This window comes from Vannielia sp. ABF1_015 (genome assembly GCF_056160745.1).
The window spans coordinates 134819-153442 of sequence record NZ_JBSWXT010000004.1; the positions used below are offsets into that span (position 1 = coordinate 134819).

Consider the following 18624-nt stretch of genomic DNA (forward strand, 5'->3'; position numbering starts at 1 on the left):
TGTCGAGCCGATCAGCCAGCGACGGCGAGGTGGCGGGCCGGTTGCGGGGCGTCCAACGCCTCGACCCGCGGCTTGGGGTGCCGCACGAAGATGATCGCCGGGTTCTTCACGCCCTGCCCCGCTACGGTGCTGGCCAGTCGGTCAAGCCGACAGGCCCTGTGGCGCTCCTGCGCGGTCGACACCGAGCAGACGATCTCGACCTCCGATCCACCCGGCACACCCGCGCATAGCAGGCTATGCTCTATCTCCCCCGCCTTGCGCACACCCATATAGAGCGCCAGCGTGGTGCCGGGGGCGCAAATGGCACCCCAGTCCGGCGCGGCATCGCCCTCGCGGCATGTGCCGGTGGTAAAAACGACGCGATCGGTCTCGCCGCGCTCGGTGAGCGAGCGGCCCATGGCAGCCCCGGCGGCAGAGGCGGCGGTGACACCGGGCACGATTTCAACCGTAACGCCCTGAGCGCGGGCGGCGGCCAGCTCTTCGGTGGCGCGGCCAAAAATGCCCGGATCGCCCGACTTCAGCCGCACCACCCGGCGCCCCTTGCGAGCAGCGGCGACGATCACCGCGTCAATCCGCTCCTGCGGCCATGCGCAGGCCCCCACTTCTTTGCCGACAAACACGCGCTCGGCATCACGGCGGGCCAGCTCCAGCACCTCCGGGTCCACCAGCCGGTCATAAAAGATCACATCGGCCTCCTGAAGCCGCTGGACGGCCCGCAGCGTCAGCAGATCGCGCGCGCCCGGCCCGGCACCGACAAGGCTTATCAGGCCCTCGCCCTGCGCATCGGGCGCGCCACCTGCCGCAATCGCCTGCTTCAGCGCCGAGGCTGCATCGCGTTCCGCCCCGGAGGCATGCAACCTGCGGGGCGCTTCGGAGAAAGCCCAACGCCAGAAGGCCCGCCGGGCGGCGCGGGGCACGCGGCGGGCCACGGCCTCGCGCATCCGGCCCGCCATGGCCACGAAGTCGCCAAGGCGCGGCTCCAGCATCTCTTCCACGCGGGTTTTTACCTGCCGCGCCAGAACCGGGGCCGCCCCCTCGGTGCCGATGGCCACCACCAACGGGTCACGGTCGACGATGGAGGGGGTGTAGGCATCGCACAGGTCTGGCTGGTCAACCACGTTCACCACCACCCCGGCGGCGCGGGCGAGGCCCGCAAGGGCCGCATCACGCCCCGGGCAGCCGGTGGCGATGAAGGCCAGCGCCGCGCCTGCAAAGGCACCCGCGCTCACCCCGCCTGAGTGGTGTTCTGCCCGGCCCGACGCCACCAGCGCGGCCGGTTCGTCCTCCAGCGTCTCGGCCAGAAACACCAGCTTCGCCTCGGTCTTCAGCATCAGCCGGGCCTTCTGCGCGGCCTGCTCGCCGCCCCCCGCAATCACCACGCGGCGGCCAGCCATGGCAAGGAACATCGGAAAAGTCTTCATCTCGTCTCTCCAGTCATGCCGCGCGGGCGGCGTGGCGGTTGTCCCAAAGCTCTTGCGCCAGCCCGGGCGCGAGGCCGCAGGTTTCCAGCGCCAGCTCGGCGGTGCCCAGCACGATGGCCCGGGCAAACTCATCCTCGCTCTCGCCGCGCCAGAGGCGGGCAAGGTCATTCGGGTCAGGGGCCTCATCGGCAAGGCGGCGAGTCTCTTCCTCCAGCGCCGGGGCCGAAGCCTCCCAGCGGGTGCCGCCCCGCGTGCCGAACAGCGCGATCTCCTTGGAGGGATGCCGCTCAAACTCGCCGCCGCCGCCCTTGAGCACGGTCATCGCGGGCTGGCCAAGCAGATCGCAGGCATCCGCCTGAAGGTCGCGGTACGGCGGGTGAAAAACGCCCTGCACCGCCGCCGAGGCACGGGCCGGGTTGAGCACGCGCAGCACGGTGTTGACGGCAGAGCGCAGGCCGAGCACATCGCGCAGGCGCAGCAATTTCAGCAGGTTCGGCGCAAAGGCTTCCAACGGCAGATACGCAATGCCATCGCGTGCGATCACCTCGCTGGCCTCTTCCATCGAAGCCGCCTCGGCAATTCCTGCCGCTGGCAAAGCGGCCCGCACCGAGGCGGCCGCCTTCTGGTGCGAATTCCAGCCATGCAGCAACACCGGCGCTCCGGCCTTCGCCACGAGGCGGGCCGAGAGCAGGAACCACGGCAAGCCCCGGGTGCGGCCTGCAGCATAGCTTGGCCAGTCGAGCGCGGGCGCAGCGCCGGGCCAAGGGGCAAGCGTGGCACGCGCGGCCTCTACAAAGCCGGCCACCTCCCCCGCCGTCTCGCCCCGGAACCGCATCAGCATCAACAGCGCACCTACCGCCTCGGGCGCTGCCTCACCGGAGAGGATCAGCGTCATGGCCTCGCGGGCCTCCTCCTGCGTCAGCGAGCGTGAGCGGCCCGGACCACGGCCAAGGATGCGGACATAGGGTGCAAGGCTCATTCAGCGGCCTCCCGGTGTAGAGTGGATGTTAACAGCGCCGCCAGCTCCGGGCGGCAAGAGCCACAGTTGGTGCCCGCCTGAAGCGCCGCGCCAATCGCCTCGACGCTGGCAAGCTGCTGGCTCTCGATCGAGGCGAGGATGGTGTTCACCCCCACGTCGAAACAGGCGCAGACGGTTGCGCCCGGATCGGGCATGTCCTGCCCCGGCTGGCCTGAGAGGTGCGCGGGGGCCGCCGCCGCGCCGATCTGACCGGCCATGAAGCTGCGCGAAACGGCGACAGGCTGGGCCGACACGAAGAGCGCGGCCTGCAACCTGCCTTCGGAAAGAAAGGCAAGGCGTGCGCCACCGCGGGAGGCATCGCTGACGACAAGCGCCTCGGCCTCAGGCGGCAGCCCAAAAACCGTGCGCCCCCAGGCCTCCCAATCCTCCGGTGCCTCCACGCCCGCCAGTTCCAGCCGCCAGCCATCGCGGGCGCGGGCCACCGCCCAATAGGGCGCATCGGGGCGTGGTTTGGCGGCGGAGACGGCAAAGCCGAACCACGCGGCGGCGAAAGGCGCGATGCCAACCACCGCACCCTTGCTGTCGGGCTGGCCCGAGACGGGATCAACCACAGAGGCCACAAGCGCATCGACACGCCCCAGTGCCGCCGTTTCCGCCGTCCAGTGCATCGGCACAAACACCTCGCCGGGGCGCACCCGGTCAGTCACGATCACCCGGGCCAGCACGCGCCCGGCACGGCTTTCCACATCGGCAATCCCGGCGGGCCGGAGGCCGAGGCGCGAGGCATCGTCGGGGTGAATTTCAAGGTAGGGCTCGGCCATGTGCTGGCTGAGGCGTGGTGATTTGGCGGTGCGCGTCATGGTGTGCCAATGGTCGCGCACCCGGCCCGTGTTGAGCCGGAACGGATAACGCCGATCCGCCGCCGTAACCGGGGCCGTGGTGCGCACCGGCAGCATCTTCGCCCGCCCGCTCTCGGTAAAAAACTGGCCATCGCCAAAGAAACGCCCGCCGCTGCGCGTAGCACTCACCGGCCATTGCACCGGGGCGAGGTCTGCATACTCCGCATCCGAAATCCCGGCGAGGCCTGAGATGTCAAAATCCTTGCCCATGCCTGCGGCGATGCCCGATAGCGCGGCATATTCGCGAAAGATCTCTGCGGGCGAGGAATAATCAAACGCCGCGCCCCACCCCATGTGGGCGGCAAAATCGCAGAGGATGCGCCAATCGTGTCTGGCCGCGCCGGGGGCGGGCAGCGCCCCGCGCTGGCGGCTGATCCGGCGCTCGGAGTTGGTGACTGTGCCCTCCTTCTCTCCCCATCCGGTGGCAGGCAGCAGCACATGGGCGAGGCGAGCGGTGTCGGTGCGTGCCGTGATGTCGGAGACCACCACGAAGTCGCAGCCCGCGATGGCCGCGCGCACCCGGTCGGCCTCCGGCATCGAGACGGCGGGGTTGGTGGCCATGACCCAGAGGGCCTTGATCTCGCCGCGCTCGATGGCATCAAACATCTCCACCGCCTTCAGCCCTGCCTTCTTAGGCATCGCGGGGGCCTGCCAGAAGTCGCGCACCGCCATGCGGTGGGCGGCGTTCTCGATGTCGAGGTGGCAGGCCAGCATGTTGGCGAGCCCCCCCACCTCGCGCCCGCCCATGGCATTGGGCTGCCCGGTGACGGAAAACGGCCCCATGCCCGGCTTGCCAATCCGGCCCGTGGCGAGGTGGCAGTTGAGAATGGCATTCACCTTGTCGGTGCCTTGCGAGGATTGGTTGACGCCTTGAGAGTAGACCGTCACCACCTTCTCGGTGCGCACCCAGAGGTCGTAGAACCGGCGCAGCAGGTCTCCATCCACACCGGTCTCTGCGTCGATCTCGCTGGTCGCCGACGAAAGCGCCTCGTCAAACCCGTCGACCGCGCCGCGCACAAAGCCCGCATCCACGGCGCCGGCATCGCGGATACGGCGCAGCAACCCGTTGAAGAGCGCCACATCAGCCCCCGGCGCGATCGGCAGGTGCATGTCGGCGGCGTCGCAGGTGGCGGTGCGGCGCGGGTCGATCACCACGATCTTCATCGAAGGCCGCGCTGCCTTGGCCGCCACGATCCGCTGGTAGAGCACCGGATGGCACCATGCGAGGTTGGAGCCGGTGAGCACCACAAGATCGGCCTCTTCCAGGTCCACATAGGTGCCGGGCACGGTATCGGTGCCGAAGGCGCGCTTGTGGCCGGCCACCGAGGAGGCCATGCAGAGGCGGGAGTTGGTGTCGATATTGGCCGAGCCGATGAAGCCTTTCATCAGCTTGTTGGCAACGTAGTAATCCTCGGTCAGCAACTGGCCGGAGACGTAAAACGCCACGGAGTCCGGCCCGTGCTCGGCGATGGTGGCGCGGAAGCGGTCTGCCACCAGGCCCAGCGCACCGTCCCAACCGGCCTCGGCACCGTTGACGCGCGGGGCGAGCAGCCGCTCTTCCATCCCGACTGTCTCGCCCAGGGCCGAGCCCTTGGAGCAAAGCCGCCCGAAGTTGGCCGGGTGGTTCGGGTCGCCCGCCACGCTCAGCCCCCCTGCCCCATCGGGCGCGGCGAGCACGCCGCAGCCCACGCCGCAATAAGGGCACGTCGTCTTGATCTGGCAGGAGGGCGCAATGGTCATCAGATCACCAGGCGTTATAGGCGAGATATTTGCCGCTCATCTTCACTTCCACCCGGTCGCCCTTGGGGCTCGGGATGCGGGTCACCTCCATGTCGAAGTCGATGGCCGACATGATGCCATCGCCAAACTTTTCATGGATCAGAGCCTTCAGCGTGGGGCCGTAAACGCCGACGATCTCGTAGAAGCGGTAGATGCAGGGATCGGTGGGCACGGTCTGGCTCCAGACCTTGGTGGGGCTCTCCTCCAGCACCTCGGCGGCGCCCTCCGGCAACTCCAGCAGGGCACAAAGGGCGGCGGCCTTGTCGGGCGCAAAGGCGTTCATCCCCATGCAGGCCGAGTGGGTCCAGACCGGCGACATGCCGATTTCCGCAGCGATCCCCTCCCATGTCAGCCCGGCCTGCTTCTTGGCGGCAATGATCAGCGCGGTAACGTCTTCCTTGGTGAGCATCTCGGCGGCGATAACGTCCTTCATGGTCTTCCTCCTTGGGGTCAGTGGGTGAGTTGAACGGCGAGGATCAGGCAGAGCAGTGCGAGCACCGCCGAAACGCCCTGCCAGAAGCGCAGCGGATTGCGTTCGGCCAACGGAACATGGGTGCGGGCCTTGTAGGAGGCGCCGGGGCGGGAGAGATCGGCGATGAACTCCGAGAGCGCGTCGTAGCGGCGCAGCGGGTCGGGGTGGAGCGCCCGGGCAAGCGCGGCGTCCAGCCAGAGCGGCACGCCTGTTACGTCATCATGGGCGGGCATGTAGCGCAGGCGGCGTTGATCTGTCCGGTTGCGGATGCGGGCCACCTGCGTGCCATAGGGCAGCCGCCCGGTGAGCATTTCATAGGCGATCACCGCCAGCGCGTATTGGTCAGAACGCCAGCTCACCGTATCGCCCGAGAGATACTCGGGCGCGGTATACTGAAAGGTGCCCGGCATCACGCCCAGCGCCCCATGCGCGGCCTCTTCCACCCCAGCCACAGTGGTGGAACCAAGGTCGATGATCTTCGCCGTGCCCTCGGCGTCGATCATCACGTTCTCGGGGCGAATATCCTGATGCAGCATGTCACGCCGATGCAGGCTGCGCAGGCCCTCGGCGATCTGGCGGACGATGTCGCGCACCTCGTCATGGGAGGGCTGCGGAGTGTCGGTCATCCATTGCCGGAGGGTCACACCATCAACCCATTCGGTCACCGAATAGAGCCAGCTGCGGGCGTCGGGCGCAGGCGAGGCGGCCACCACATGCGGGCTGCGGATGCGCCGGGCGATCCACTCCTCCAGCGCAAACCGCTGGCGATAATCGCCCTCCTCGGCCATCTCGCGCGTGGGCACCTTCAGCGCCACCTGGCGCCCGGCCTCGTCAGCGGCCAAAAACACATGGCTGCGGGCGGTGCTCTGGACCGGGCGCACAATGCGGAACCCGTCGATCACCTCGCCCGACTTTGGCAGCGGCGGTATCGGCAAATTGGCCCGGTCCAGCGCAAGGCTGGCGTCATCCTGCGCCAGCGCGTCGATGCGCAGCACCTGCACCGTCAGGTTATCGTCGCTCCCAGCCTCCAGCGCCGACATTGCCAGCGCCTCGGCCACGGCATCGAGGCTGGGCTGGCCCATGCTGTCGCGCAGGGCGTGGAAGCCGAGATGCTCGTGCACGCCATCGGTGGTCAGCACAAGGATATCGCCCGCCTTCACCGGCTGGGCGTGATAATCAATCTCCACCTCTGCCGCCGCCCCCATGGCCCGGGCAAGGTGGTGCTCCTTGCCGGGCAACATCACGCGATGCTCTTGGGTCAGCGGCTCGAGGCTCCCGCCCGAAAGGCGCGACACACGGCTGTCGCCAACCTGGAAGATATGCGCCTCGCTGCCCTTCAGGATCAGCGCCGAAAGGGTGCAGACGCGGCCCGCATTGATATCGTCAAACGCGGCGTTCTGGCTGTGGAGCCAAGCGTTGGTCGCCGCAATCACCCGGCTCGCCGCCGTTTTGACCGACCACGCATCGGCGGTGGCGTAGTAATCCGTCAGCAGGGCCTTCACCACCGTTTCGGAGGCTTCGCGGCTGACAGTGGAGGAGCTGATGCCATCGGCCACGGCCAGCACGACACCTTTCATCCGGAGCGCGGAGCCGGTGGGCACGCTGGCACCATGAAAATCCTGATTCACCGGCTTGCGGCCAGCCGTCGAGAACTGGCCCAGGCTCACACGCAGTGTTTCGCGGGCTGCTGTGCTGTCCTTCGGCATGAAACGACGCTCCGGCTGGGGGAAGGTGCGGGCCCCGCCGCAACGGGGCCCGAGGCTCGCGTGGCTTACTCAGCCGGCAGGCCGGTGTCGGCGTTCACATGCGCGTTGCGCTTGGGGCTCTCGCGGAAGTGGGTCATGTAGATCATGCCGCCAACAAAGGTCAGCCCGCCCACGAGGTTGCCGAGGATCACCGGAATCTCGTTGTAGGCGAGGTAGTCGAACCATGTGAACTCACCGCCCAGCATGATGCCCGAGGGGAAGAGGAACATGTTGACGATCGAATGCTCGAACCCGAGGTAGAAGAACACGAGGATCGGCATCCACATCGCCATGATCTTGCCCGAGACCGAGCTCGACATCATCGCGGCGACAACGCCGGTGGACACCATCCAGTTGCACATCACGGCCCGCACGAAGACGGTCAGCATGCCCGCAGCGCCTGCGGCGGCGTAGCCCACGGTGCGGCTTTCACCGATCACGCCAATGCGCTGGCCCACGTCATTTGGCTCCTGGCTGAAGCCCATCGTGAAGATCACCGCCATCATCACGGCAGTGGTCATCGCGCCCGCGAAGTTGCCCACGAACACAAGGCCCCAGTTGCGGAACACGCCGTTCCATGTGCAGCCCGGGCGCTTGGCGATCACCGCCAGCGGGCAAAGCGTGAACACGCCGGTCAGCAGATCGAAGCCGAGCAAGTAGAGCATGCAAAAGCCGACCGGAAAGAGCAGCGACGCAACGAGGAAGTTGCCGGTGTTGACGGCGATGGTGACCGCGAAGGCGGCGGCGAGCGCGAGGATGGCCCCGGCCATGAAGGCGCGGATAAGCGTATCCTTGGTGGCCATGAAGATCTTGGATTCGCCGGCATCAACCATCTTGGCCGCGAATTCCTTGGGCATGACGTAAGACATGGGTGCAGTCCCCTAAATAACTGGTTTCGTTTGGTCTTTACGCCGTCGCCGTTGACGGTGATGGTGACGCCGCACGCCGTTGCGCGGCCTGGTCCGTTCAGGCTGCCGACCGCCTCGCAAGGCTCTCGGCGTCCAGCAGAACCCGCCCGGCCTCGATCCGGACGGGGTAGGTTGCAATCTGGCCCTGGTCGGCGCCCTGGGCCTCGCCGGTTTCCAGCGAATAAACCCAGTTGTGCAGCGGGCAGGTGACCTTGCGGTCATGCACGATGCCCTCCGACAGCGGGCCGCCCTTGTGGGCGCAACTGTTGGAGGTGGCAAAAACCTCCTCCGGCCCGGTGCGGAAGACCGCGACGCAGCCCTCGGCGGTTTTCACAATGCGCGCGCCGCGCTCGGGGATGTCTTCGATGTCGCAGATGTCGATCCAGCTCATTCGGCAGCCTCCTGGGTCAGGTCGGCGACGGGCAAAAAGCTCTTCGCCGGTTCGGGTTTGGCCAATTCGGCCCACGGATCCTTGCGGTAGACAGATTGGGAGACCTCAAAGCGCTCGTTCAGCGCCGCGCGTTCAGCGGGGTCCGCGAGCACCTCCTTCACCCAGTCGAGCCCCACCTTGGCGAGCCATTTATAGGGCCGGTCGAGGTATTTGCCGTGCTCACGGTAAAGCTGAAGGAAAGCGGTGGCCCATTCGATCACCTCTTCCTCGGTCTTCACGTCCACCAGCCGCTCGGTTTCCTTCACGTCCATCCCCGCCGCGCCGCCAACGCCGATCTGAAAGCCAGAGTCGACGCAGACCACGCCGATATCCTTGCAGGTCGCCTCAGCGCAGTTGCGCGGGCAGCCGGTGACGGCGAGTTTCACCTTATGCGGCGTCCAGCTGCCCCAGAGCTTCTGCTCCAGCTTGATGCCAAGGCCGGTGCTGTCTTGCGTACCGAAGCGGCAAAAGTTGGTGCCGACGCAGGTTTTGACGGTGCGCAGCCCCTTGGAGTAGGCATGACCAGAGACAAGCCCGGCAGCGTTGAGATCGGCCCAGATCGCGGGCAGATCTTCCTTGCGAATGCCAAGGATATCAACGCGCTGGCCGCCGGTGACATGCAGCGTGCCGCCGTATTTGCGCGCCGCCTCGGCCACTGCGATCAGCTCGTCGGGGGTGCACATGCCGCCGAACATCCGGGGCACGACCGAATAGGTGCCGTCCTTCTGGATGTTGGCATGCACCCGCTCGTTGATGAAACGGCTCTGCGGATCATCCTGATAATCCAGCGGCCAGTCAGCCAGCAGGTAAAAGTTCACCGCAGGGCGGCACACATGGCAGCCGTTCACGGTTTTCCAGCCCAGCTCCTGCCAAACGGCGGGCTGGCTCTTCAGCTCCTTGGCCTTGATCAGCCGCCTCACATCCTCGTGGCTAAGGTCGGTGCAGCCGCAGATGTTTTGCGCCTTGGGCAGTTCGAAACCATCGCCCAGCGTCACCGCCATGACCTGCTCCACCAAGCCGGTGCAGGTGCCGCAGGAGGCGCTCGCTTTGGTGCTGGCCTTGATCTGGCCGAGGGTGGTTGCCCCGCCCTCGATGGCCTCCACGATCTGGCCTTTGCACACGCCGTTGCAGCCGCAGATTTCTGCGTCAGCCGGTAAGGCTGCAACGGCCGCCATAGGGTCCACGGAGCCGCCCCCCTGAAAGGCGGGGCCGAAGATCAGCGTCTCGCGCATTTCTTCGATGTCCGTGCCGTCCTTGATGAGGCCGAAGAACCAATTGCTGTCGGCGGTGTCGCCATACATCACCGCGCCCACCAGCTTTTCACCCTCTATAACGAGGCGCTTGTAAACGCCGCGCGCCGGATCGCGGAACACGATGTCTTCGCGCCCCTCCGCTTCGGCAAAATCGCCCGCGCTGAACAGGTCGCAGCCTGTCACCTTCAACTTGGTCGACAGCTCTTTGGGGGTGAAGGCCTCCTCCTCCCCGATCAGCGTCTTGGCCAGAACCTTCGCCTGATCGTAGAGCGGCGCGACGAGGCCGAAGAGCTGGCCGTTGAACTCCACGCATTCGCCCACGGCAAAGATATCCGGGTCGGAGGTGCGCATCTGCGCGTCCACCTTCACCGCGCGCCCCATCTCAAGGCCCGCATCGGCAGCAACCGAAACGGCGGGGCGGATGCCCACGGCCATGACGACGATATCGGCCTCCAGCACGGCGCCATCTTCCAGCACCACGCGCTCCACCTTGCCCTCGCCCTCAATTGCCTTGGTCGAGGCCTTGGTGAGCACAGTAATGCCCCGTTTCTCCAAGTCTTTCTGAAGCAGGTAGCCCGCGCTCTCATCAAGCTGGCGCTCCATCAGGTGGCCGGCGAGGTGCAGCACCGTCACCTCCATGCCGCGCAGCCGCAGCGCAGCTGCCGCCTCCAGCCCCAGCAACCCGCCACCGATCACCACGGCTCGGGCACCCGGCCCGCCAGAGGCCTCCATCATCGCCTCGGTGTCCTCAAGATCGCGGAAGGCGACCACGCCGGGCAGGTCATGCCCCGGGCAGGGGATGATGAAGGCCGAGGAGCCGGTACCGAGCACCAGCTTGTCGTAGGGCACCTCGCCCTCGGGGGCGATCACCACCTTGCGGCTGCGATCAATCGCGGTGACGCGCTCGCCAAACCGGCAGGTCACGCCATTGGCCGCATACCAAGCCTCGTCATGGGTGACGATCTCGTCATAGCTTTTCTCGCCCGACAGCACCGGCGAGAGCATGATGCGGTTGTAATTGCCGCGCGGCTCGGCGTTGAAGAGGGTCACATCATAGGCATCCGGCGCGGCATCGAAGAGATGTTCGAGCAGGCGGCCAGAGGCCATGCCGGCCCCGATGACAACAAGTTTCTCGGTCATTTGCGGGTTCCTCCTTGCGAGGGCGTTTCAACAGGCACGGGCACCGGGCTGGGGGGCACTGGCGGGCCGAGGAGAAGGTGAGTGAAAAAATCAAGCATCGTCAGCCCCTTACACATACCAAGCGACAATGTGGGCCATCTCTCCGCCGAGGTAGATCGGCAGTGCGACCATCGACGAATAGCCAGCCGCAAGGCCGGGCGCGCCGCTTTCGACAACCGGTAGGCCGGAGCCGAGCACCTTGCCGATGCTGCCCTGCCAGGCTTCTGCGCGGCGCTCGTTGCCTGCGTTCTCCGGATCCCAAAGCGCACCTTCGCGGGCGCAAATACCGTCAACCAGCGCCGCGCCGCCATCTTTGCCGACCTTGGCCGCGCGGGCATCCCACAGCTCGAACCGGCGGGCGATTGGGGTGCCGCGGGCGCTGAGGAGCGTGAGCACGAATGCCGAGCCGCCGGGCACCGGGATGGGCACGCCGAGGCCGGTGGTCAGCCCCGCCTTGCCTGCGCTGTCGGCCCGGATAAAGCGGTAGCCCGAGCCAAGATCACGCATCAGCATCGGCGTTTCTGAGGCCCAGACCCCGCCGGGAAGCCCCTGTCCCGCCGGAAAATGCGTGTGCTGGCTGACCCATTCGAAGTGCTTTGCGGCACCGTAGTAACCGTCATCCAGCATCAGCAGCCCCTCGGCCTCTTTCCAGACCTCGATAGCCCCGGTGCGGTTTTCATCGTCCCCGCAAAGCACAACCAGCACCGCCTTCAGGGTCTTGCCCGCAAACACCGGGATCGCCACCGCCGTGGTCAGCCCGGCCTCGGTGGCGGCCTCGGTGCGTTTGAAATAGCTGCCGTCAAAGCCCTTCAGCACCACCGGGCACGCCTCGGCCCAGGCCTTGCCCGGCAGGCCCTCGCCCTTGGCAAAGCTCTCGCGGCGCGAGGCGGCTTCGAAGGCCGAAAGGTCGCCGTAGCTGCCCCCGCCGTGCACCAGCGTCTCGCCCTCGGGCACCCAGATTTCGGCGACCTGAATGAAGGTCTTGGTTGGTGTGTCGATCGCGACATCCATGATGCCGTCTCCCTTTTGCTGCATGGGCGCGCTGCTGCGTCCGCCCGTGATCACTGAGAAATGCGTGCCCATCGCCAGCCCGCTCACGCCGCCTTATTCGCGCCGGATTTCTCACTTTTCTGTTCGGTCTTGCCCTTCGCGCCGTGCTCGTATTCCTCAAGAAAATTAAGCACTTGCTCGCGGTAGAGGTAGTAGTCGGGGTGTTCCAGCAGGGCCTTACGGCTGCGCGGGCGGGGCAGATCTACATCGACGATCTTGCCGATGGTCGCCTGCGGCCCGTTGGTCATCATCACCACGCGGTCGGCCAGCAAGATCGCCTCATCCACGTCATGGGTGACGCAGATCGCCGTTACCTTGGTGCGGTCCCAGACCTCCATCAGCACCTCCTGCAACTCCCAGCGGGTGAGGCTGTCGAGCATGCCGAAGGGTTCATCGAGCAGGAGAAGTTTGGGAGAGAGAGCGAAGGCGCGGGCGATGCCGACGCGCTGCTTCATGCCGTTGGACATGTCTGCCGCGCCACGGTCCATCGCGTCAGCGAGGCCGACGCGCTCAAGGTAGTATTCCACCACCTCCTGCCGCTCGGCTTGGGAGGCGTTGGGGTAAACCTTGTCGACCCCGATGGCGCAATTTTCCCGCGCGGTGAGCCACGGGAACAGGTTGGGCGACTGAAACACAACAGCGCGCTCCGGATCGGCCCCCATCACGTGCCGCCCGTCGAGCTTGATCGCGCCCTTGCTGATCTCGTTCAGCCCGGCCGCCATGGTGAGCACGGTGGATTTGCCGCAGCCCGAATGGCCGATCAGCGAGATGAACTCGCCACGATCCATCTTGAGGTTGAAATCTTCAACAACCGTTAACGGCCCCTTCGGCGTGGGATAAACCTTGTGGAGCTGGGAGAAATCGAGGAAGCGCTCGTCGATCATCCCTTCCTGCGCCTTGACCTGCGCCGCAGGAACCCCATGAATCGGGGTGACTTGCGGCAGGTTGCGCATGCCCTCGGCCTTGGCCTCGATGCCTACGTCCATCAGGTAGTTGGTCACCTGCGCGCGCAGCTTCTTGAAGGTGTCGTCATGGTTCATCTCGCCCCTCTCGCGGGGGCGCGGAATGCTCACCTTGAACTCCTCGCCAAGCGTGCCGTCGGGGTTAAGCGCGATAATCCGATCGGCAAGGATGATCGCCTCGTCCACATCGTTGGTGATGAGCACGCAGGTTTGCTTTTCCTCCTGCCAGATCGCCTCGATCTCATCCGCAAGGTTGGCCCGCGTCAGCGCGTCAAGTGCGCTAAGCGGTTCATCCAGCAGCAGAACTTCAGGGTTCATCGCCAGCGCCCGGGCCACGTTGACCCGCTGGCGCATGCCCCCTGAAAGCTCCGCCGGGCGGCGGGTGGCGGCATGGGGGAGGCCCACCATTTTCACGTAATGCGCCACCTTCTCGGCCTTCTCGGCCTTGCTCAGACCGGGGAAGACCGTATCCACCGCGAGGCCCACATTGCCCGCCACCGTGAGCCAGGGCATCAGCGAGTAGCTTTGAAAGATCACCCCGCGCTCGGGCGAGGGCTCGGTGATCTCCTTGCCCTTGTAGGTGACGCTGCCCTTGGTTGGGCTGTCGAGCCCGGCGAGCAGGTTAATGAGGGTGGTCTTGCCCGAGCCGGAGAAGCCGAGCAGCACGAGGAATTCGCCCTCCTGTACCTCCAGGTTGATGTTTTGCAGCACCGGGGTTTCATGGATCCCCTCGCCGTAGCTCTTTGAAACGTCTTGCAATTTCAGGATGGCCATGGGGATCACCGGTTGTTGGAGAAGGTGAAGAGGGACTGGAGGGCATACATCACCCGATCCAGCAGGAAGCCGATGATGCCGATGGTGAAGACGGCCACCATGATCTTGGCGAGGGAGCTGGAAGAGCCGTTCTGGAACTCGTCCCAGACGAATTTGCCGAGCCCCGGGTTCTGCGCCAGCATTTCGGCGGCGATCAGCACCATCCAGCCCACGCCCAGCGAGAGCCGCAGCCCGGTGAAGATGAGCGGCAGAGCGGAGGGGAGCACCAGTTTGGTGATCTTGGTATAGGTGTTCATTTTCAACACCTTGGAGACGTTCACCAAGTCCTTGTCGATGCTGGCCACCCCAAGCGACGTGTTGATCAGCGTCGGCCAGAGCGAGCAGAGGGTGACGGTGATGGCCGAAACGAGGAAGGACTTGGAAAACAGCCCGTCGTTGGTGGCGTAGACGGCGGAGACGATCATGGTGACGATCGGCAGCCAGGCCAGCGGGGAGACCGGTTTGAAGATTTGAATCAACGGGTTGAGCGCCGCGTTGGCGGTGGCGGAGAGGCCAGCGGCGATGCCGAGCGGAACGGCGACGACGGTGGCGATCAGAAAGCCGAAGAACACCGTTTTGATCGAGGTCCAGATCTGCTGGTAGTAGCTGGGCGAGCCGGTGTAAGCGATTGATTTAACCTGATCTTCCTTGCCCTCAGCGATCAGCTTCTCGTTGCGCTTTTCGACCATCGCCTCGAATTTCGCCTGCTTGGCCGCCTTGGCCTGCGCATCCTCATGCAACAGCACAGCCTCATGCCAAACCTGCGCCGGGCCCGGCACCGCGCCGAGCGAGGTTTGCACCTTGGGCGCAAGCACGCCCCATGCGGTGAGGAAGATGGCGATGGCGAGCAGCGGCACGCCGAGAAGTCGCCAGATTTCAGAGGCTTGCGCTTTCGGGTTGTCACCGGCGGCGGCCTTCAGCATCGGGGTGAGCCAGGCCAGACCAAGCACCGAAAACCATTTGTCGGCCTTGTTGATCCGGGTGAAGAGGCGGGCGCGCCGGGCCTCCTTGGCGGCATCGGCGTCCAGCGATTGAGGGTCGATTGCGGTCATTCGAGATCTCTCAGATGTGTGCGTTTTTGCTGAAGCCACGCCGTTGTGGCCGGGTTAACGATGAAAAATTCAGAGGCACTTCCCATGCACAACCGATGCACAACCCATGCACATGTCATCCGACATGGGGGGAACCTCTTTACGGAGCGCACGAACCCGAGCGGGCGGGGACGTGCTGCGATGCGGGTGGTGGGTTTCACCCACCCTACAGGCTGGCCGTAGGGTGGGTGGCAACCCACCGTTTACCCCTGCACCTCGTTGCCGACGATCTTCTGCTCGGCCTTCAGGCCAATCGGCAGGCTGTCGAGGTAGGCGTTGGGGGCTTTGCCGTCGTAGGGGATGCCGTCGATGATGTCGGCGGCGGGGGTCGGGGCCTTGTAGCCGTCGCTGTCCCACGGAAAGTCGGCCTCGTTCGCCAGCCCTTCGTCCACCAGCAGCCGCGCGGCTTCGAGGTAAATATCCGGGCGATAGACCGAGGCGGCCGTCTCGGCATACCACGCGTCCGACTTGGCCTCAGGGATCTGGCCCCAGCGGCGCATCTGGGTGAGATACCAGATCGCATCGGAGTAGAACGGGTAGGTCGCGTTGTAGCGGAAGAACACGTTGAAATCGGGCACCTCGCGCACATCGCCCTTTTCATACTCAAACGTGCCAGTCATCGAATTGGCGATCACCTCGGCGTCCGCGCCCACGTATTCAGGCCGAGAGAGCATCTCGACAGCTTCCATCCGGTTGGCGTTGTCGTTCTCATCCAGCCAGATCGCCGCGCGGATCAACGCCTTCACCACGGCCTTGGTGGTGTTGGGGTTCTCTTCCGCGAAGGCGGCGGTGATCCCGAAGACCTTCTCGGGGTTATTCTTCCACAGTTCGTAGTCGGTGATCACCGGCACGCCGATGCCCTTGAACACGGCGGCCTGGTTCCACGGCTCGCCCACACAGTAGCCATAGATGGTGCCAGCCTCGAGGGTAGCGGGCATCTGCGGCGGCGGGGTCACCGAAAGAAGCACATCGGCGCTGATCTGGCCCGAGATGTTTTCGGGCGAGTAGTAGCCCGGGTGCAGCCCGCCGGCGGCGAGCCAGTAGCGCAGCTCGTAATTGTGGGTCGACACCGGGAAGACCATGCCCATGTTGAAGGGCTTGCCCTCGGATTTGTACTTTTCCACCACAGGGGCCAGCGCCTCGGCGCTGATCGGGTGCTGCGGACGGCCATCCTCCATGGTGGGGATGTTCGGCTTCATCTGCTCCCAGATCTCGTTGGAGACGGTGATGCCGTTGCCGTTCAGGTCCATCGAGAAGGGGGTGATGATGTGGGCCTCGGTGCCAAAGCCGATGGTGGCGGCAAGCGGCTGACCGGCGAGCATGTGGGCGCCGTCAAGCTGGCCGCCGATGACGCCATCCAGCAGCACCTTCCAGTTGGCCTGGGCTTCCAGCGTGACGAAGAGGCCTTCGTCGAGGAAGTAGCCCTGCTCATAGGCCACGGCCAGCGGGGCCATGTCGGTGAGCTTGATGAAACCGAAGGTGAGCTCGTCCTTTTCCAGCTCCAGCGACTGGGCGAAGGCAGGGGCAGTCAGAAGGGTCGCCGTGGTGGCAACGATTCCGAAGAGGGTTCTCATGTGGTCGTCCTTTGGGTTGAGGGCTGTTCGAAGCCCCCGGGAAACAACAAAAAAGCCGCTGACCGACATCGCGCATTGAGGCGCAATGGGTCGAGCGGCTGTGCTCGGGTTACCCGCATCTTCGAGGGTGAATTCTTCGGATGAGACGCCCTTGCCTCATCTGCCGCCTATGTGACCAAGCCTGCGCTCAGGGTCAAGAAATTCCCAATTTCTGCGGTGCGGCACTCGCGGGGACTCGCCCCTCAGGCGAGGTCTGCACAAAAAGGCATCAGCCTTCGGCGGAAGGATCAAAAATGAAGCCGTCGAAGAACGAATCGGACGGCAACACCAACCGGCCAGAGGGGGAGGCTGCGGGCGTGTCTTCATGCAGGGCGCCCTCGATCCGCTCGGACGCACCGGGCATGTCGGCGGTGGTCTGGGCGAGATGCTGACGATACAGGTCAGAGCGGAACACGCGGCGGCCCTCGGCGCGGGCGGCAGGCCTGCCAAGCCCGGTGCGGGCCGCGAGCCTGTCGGCAATGAGCGCGCCCGTGGAGCGCCACGGGAAGGTGGCCGCGCCCTCGAAAAACTCCAGATAGCGTGGCACGCGCCGCATATCGCCCTTCTGGGTCACGATGAGCCGCCCCGAAAGCGCGCGCTCGATAAGCTCGGCGTGGGTGTCGAGGTAGGGTTTGCGCGCGAGGATCTCGGAGGCCGTGGTGTGGTTTTGCGCCTGCCCCAGCCAGCGGTTCGCCCGCCAGATCGCCCGCATCAGCCGCCCGGTCAGCTCTGGCTCGGCCTCGGCCCAGTCATGGCGCACGGCCAACACCTTCTCAGGGCTAAAGCGGCGGATGGCCGTGCCGGGCAGCAGCAACTCCCCTACCCCGCTCTCCACCGCCAGCGTGCCCCAAGGCGCGCCAACGCAGAAAGCATCCACCTCGCCTGCGGCCAACGCATCGGCCATCAGCGGCGGCGGCACGGTGTGCACCGAAAGCGCCTGCGGTGCGGCAAAGCCCAGCGCGCCCAACCAGTGATAGAGCAGCTCCGCATGGCCTGAGAACGGGAAGGGCACGCCAATGCGCAGCCCCTCGGGCTTGGCCGCCATCAGGGCCTGCCCGGCGGCGGTGGCATCAAAAAAGTCAAAAGGATGCCCCGCCGCGCGCATTTGCTCGGCCAGCGCGGTGGAAACCCCGATGGCATTGCCGTTGACCGAAAGCACCTGCAATACATCCAGCCGAATGCCAGAGCCGCCCAGCCCGAGTGCCATAGCCACCGGCACCGGTGCCAGCATATGCGCGGCCTCCACCTGCCCGAGCGAAACCATATCGCGCAGCGTTGCCCATGAGGCGGCGGGCCTCAGGTCCAGCGCCAGCCCCTCTTCTTCGGCAAATCCGATCTCATGAGCGATCACCAGCGGCGCGGCATCCACCAGCGGAATAAACCCGACCGACAGTGGCGCGCTCATGCGAGCAGCCCCGCCGCCGTAACAAGGCTTTGCGCCACATCGGCCAGCTTGACGCCCTGATCCATCGCCGCCTTGCGGAGCAGCGCATAGGCGGCATCCTCATCCAGCCCCTTGGCCTTCATCAACAGGCCCTTGGCCCGGTCGATGATCTTACGCTCTTCCAAGGCCTGCCGGGTGGCCATCAGCTCCGCGCGCATCTGCGAGAACATGTGAAACCGGGCGATGGCAGCATCCATGATCGGCTTGATCCGGTCGGGGCGCAGCCCGTCCACCACATAGGCCGAAACCCCGGCCTCGATCGCCGCGCGGGTCAGCCCGTTGTCATCACGGTCCACGAAAAGCGCCACGGGCCGGTCCATCGGGCCGGAGGCCAGCGTGAGCTCTTCCAGCATGTCGCGCGAGGGCGAGGTAACATCGACCAGCACCACATCGGGGTTTTTCTCGGAGATCCGGCGCGAGAGGCCGGTGACCTCGGAGATCACCGCCACATCGAAGTCGCCCGCTTCGCGCAGGCTGTCAACGATGAGCAGGGCGCGCTCACGGTCGGCTTCGACGACGATGATAGAGAGCTTGTCCGACATCTATAGGCAATCCGGTTTGGCCGCCCATGCCTATTCCGCGCCGC

At 65.7% G+C, this 18624-nt stretch carries 14 protein-coding genes; all 14 read right to left on the reverse strand.

From position 1 onward, the window contains the following. Window positions 1–11 precede the first annotated feature (11 nt). On the reverse strand, window positions 12–1421 hold the full coding sequence (cysG, locus tag ACXAG6_RS19800) for a siroheme synthase CysG (RefSeq protein WP_475339659.1): 1410 nt from the start codon (window positions 1419–1421) through the stop codon (window positions 12–14). A gap of 13 nt (window positions 1422–1434) precedes the next feature. After that, the gene (locus ACXAG6_RS19805; RefSeq protein WP_475339661.1) at window positions 1435–2400 is read right to left on the reverse strand and encodes a glycosyl transferase family protein; all 966 of its coding nucleotides are present in this window, start codon (window positions 2398–2400) and stop codon (window positions 1435–1437) included. Further along, a complete protein-coding gene (locus ACXAG6_RS19810) occupies window positions 2397–5039 on the reverse strand; it encodes a molybdopterin-dependent oxidoreductase (RefSeq protein WP_475339662.1) in 2643 nt (880 codons plus the stop codon). Before ACXAG6_RS19810 ends, ACXAG6_RS19805 begins: the two co-directional genes overlap by 4 nt. A 4-nt stretch (window positions 5040–5043) precedes the next feature. Next, on the reverse strand, window positions 5044–5511 hold the full coding sequence (cynS, locus tag ACXAG6_RS19815) for a cyanase (RefSeq protein WP_475339663.1): 468 nt from the start codon (window positions 5509–5511) through the stop codon (window positions 5044–5046). 17 nt (window positions 5512–5528) lie between these two features. Next, window positions 5529–7256 (reverse strand): bifunctional protein-serine/threonine kinase/phosphatase, encoded by a 1728-nt coding sequence (locus ACXAG6_RS19820; RefSeq protein ID WP_475339664.1) that lies wholly within the window; start codon window positions 7254–7256, stop codon window positions 5529–5531. A 65-nt stretch (window positions 7257–7321) separates the two neighbouring features. Beyond that, entirely contained in the window at window positions 7322–8164 is an 843-nt protein-coding gene (locus tag ACXAG6_RS19825; RefSeq protein ID WP_475339665.1) for a formate/nitrite transporter family protein, read from the reverse strand. Between the two features lie 97 nt (window positions 8165–8261). Further along, window positions 8262–8594 carry a nitrite reductase small subunit NirD gene (nirD, locus tag ACXAG6_RS19830; RefSeq protein ID WP_475339667.1) on the reverse strand — a complete coding sequence of 111 codons (333 nt, stop codon included), beginning with the start codon at window positions 8592–8594 and terminating at the stop codon, window positions 8262–8264. Next, entirely contained in the window at window positions 8591–11026 is a 2436-nt protein-coding gene (gene nirB / locus ACXAG6_RS19835) for a nitrite reductase large subunit NirB (protein ID WP_475339669.1), read from the reverse strand. The genes nirD and nirB overlap by 4 nt, the downstream gene beginning before the upstream one ends. 108 nt (window positions 11027–11134) lie before the next feature. After that, window positions 11135–12076, reverse strand: a complete 942-nt coding sequence (locus ACXAG6_RS19840; protein ID WP_475339670.1) for a GAF domain-containing protein — start codon at window positions 12074–12076, stop codon at window positions 11135–11137. 83 nt (window positions 12077–12159) lie between these two features. Continuing rightward, complete coding sequence (locus ACXAG6_RS19845; RefSeq protein WP_475339671.1) at window positions 12160–13851, reverse strand: ABC transporter ATP-binding protein; 1692 nt, start codon at window positions 13849–13851, stop codon at window positions 12160–12162. 5 nt (window positions 13852–13856) lie between these two features. Further along, the gene (locus ACXAG6_RS19850) at window positions 13857–14942 is read right to left on the reverse strand and encodes an ABC transporter permease (RefSeq protein WP_475339673.1); all 1086 of its coding nucleotides are present in this window, start codon (window positions 14940–14942) and stop codon (window positions 13857–13859) included. Window positions 14943–15184: 242 nt separating this feature from the next. Beyond that, entirely contained in the window at window positions 15185–16555 is a 1371-nt protein-coding gene (locus tag ACXAG6_RS19855) for a CmpA/NrtA family ABC transporter substrate-binding protein (RefSeq protein WP_475339674.1), read from the reverse strand. A gap of 268 nt (window positions 16556–16823) precedes the next feature. Continuing rightward, window positions 16824–17999: a CmpA/NrtA family ABC transporter substrate-binding protein gene (locus tag ACXAG6_RS19860; RefSeq protein WP_475339675.1), complete on the reverse strand. Its 1176-nt coding sequence runs from the start codon at window positions 17997–17999 to the stop codon at window positions 16824–16826. Further along, on the reverse strand, window positions 17996–18580 hold the full coding sequence (locus tag ACXAG6_RS19865; protein WP_140015230.1) for an ANTAR domain-containing response regulator: 585 nt from the start codon (window positions 18578–18580) through the stop codon (window positions 17996–17998). Before ACXAG6_RS19865 ends, ACXAG6_RS19860 begins: the two co-directional genes overlap by 4 nt. Window positions 18581–18624: the final 44 nt, after the last annotated feature.

Coding starts and splice junctions, on each gene's coding strand:
- ACXAG6_RS19845 (WP_475339671.1), bottom strand. CDS start 13,851: ATGGCCATCCTGAAATTGCAAGACGTTTCAAAGAGCTACGGCGAGGGG.
- ACXAG6_RS19860 (WP_475339675.1), bottom strand. CDS start 17,999: ATGAGCGCGCCACTGTCGGTCGGGTTTATTCCGCTGGTGGATGCCGCG.
- nirD (WP_475339667.1), bottom strand. CDS start 8,594: ATGAGCTGGATCGACATCTGCGACATCGAAGACATCCCCGAGCGCGGC.
- ACXAG6_RS19825 (WP_475339665.1), bottom strand. CDS start 8,164: ATGTCTTACGTCATGCCCAAGGAATTCGCGGCCAAGATGGTTGATGCC.
- ACXAG6_RS19855 (WP_475339674.1), bottom strand. CDS start 16,555: ATGAGAACCCTCTTCGGAATCGTTGCCACCACGGCGACCCTTCTGACT.
- cynS (WP_475339663.1), bottom strand. CDS start 5,511: ATGAAGGACGTTATCGCCGCCGAGATGCTCACCAAGGAAGACGTTACC.
- ACXAG6_RS19820 (WP_475339664.1), bottom strand. CDS start 7,256: ATGCCGAAGGACAGCACAGCAGCCCGCGAAACACTGCGTGTGAGCCTG.
- ACXAG6_RS19810 (WP_475339662.1), bottom strand. CDS start 5,039: ATGACCATTGCGCCCTCCTGCCAGATCAAGACGACGTGCCCTTATTGC.
- cysG (WP_475339659.1), bottom strand. CDS start 1,421: ATGAAGACTTTTCCGATGTTCCTTGCCATGGCTGGCCGCCGCGTGGTG.
- ACXAG6_RS19865 (WP_140015230.1), bottom strand. CDS start 18,580: ATGTCGGACAAGCTCTCTATCATCGTCGTCGAAGCCGACCGTGAGCGC.
- ACXAG6_RS19850 (WP_475339673.1), bottom strand. CDS start 14,942: ATGACCGCAATCGACCCTCAATCGCTGGACGCCGATGCCGCCAAGGAG.
- ACXAG6_RS19840 (WP_475339670.1), bottom strand. CDS start 12,076: ATGGATGTCGCGATCGACACACCAACCAAGACCTTCATTCAGGTCGCC.
- nirB (WP_475339669.1), bottom strand. CDS start 11,026: ATGACCGAGAAACTTGTTGTCATCGGGGCCGGCATGGCCTCTGGCCGC.
- ACXAG6_RS19805 (WP_475339661.1), bottom strand. CDS start 2,400: ATGAGCCTTGCACCCTATGTCCGCATCCTTGGCCGTGGTCCGGGCCGC.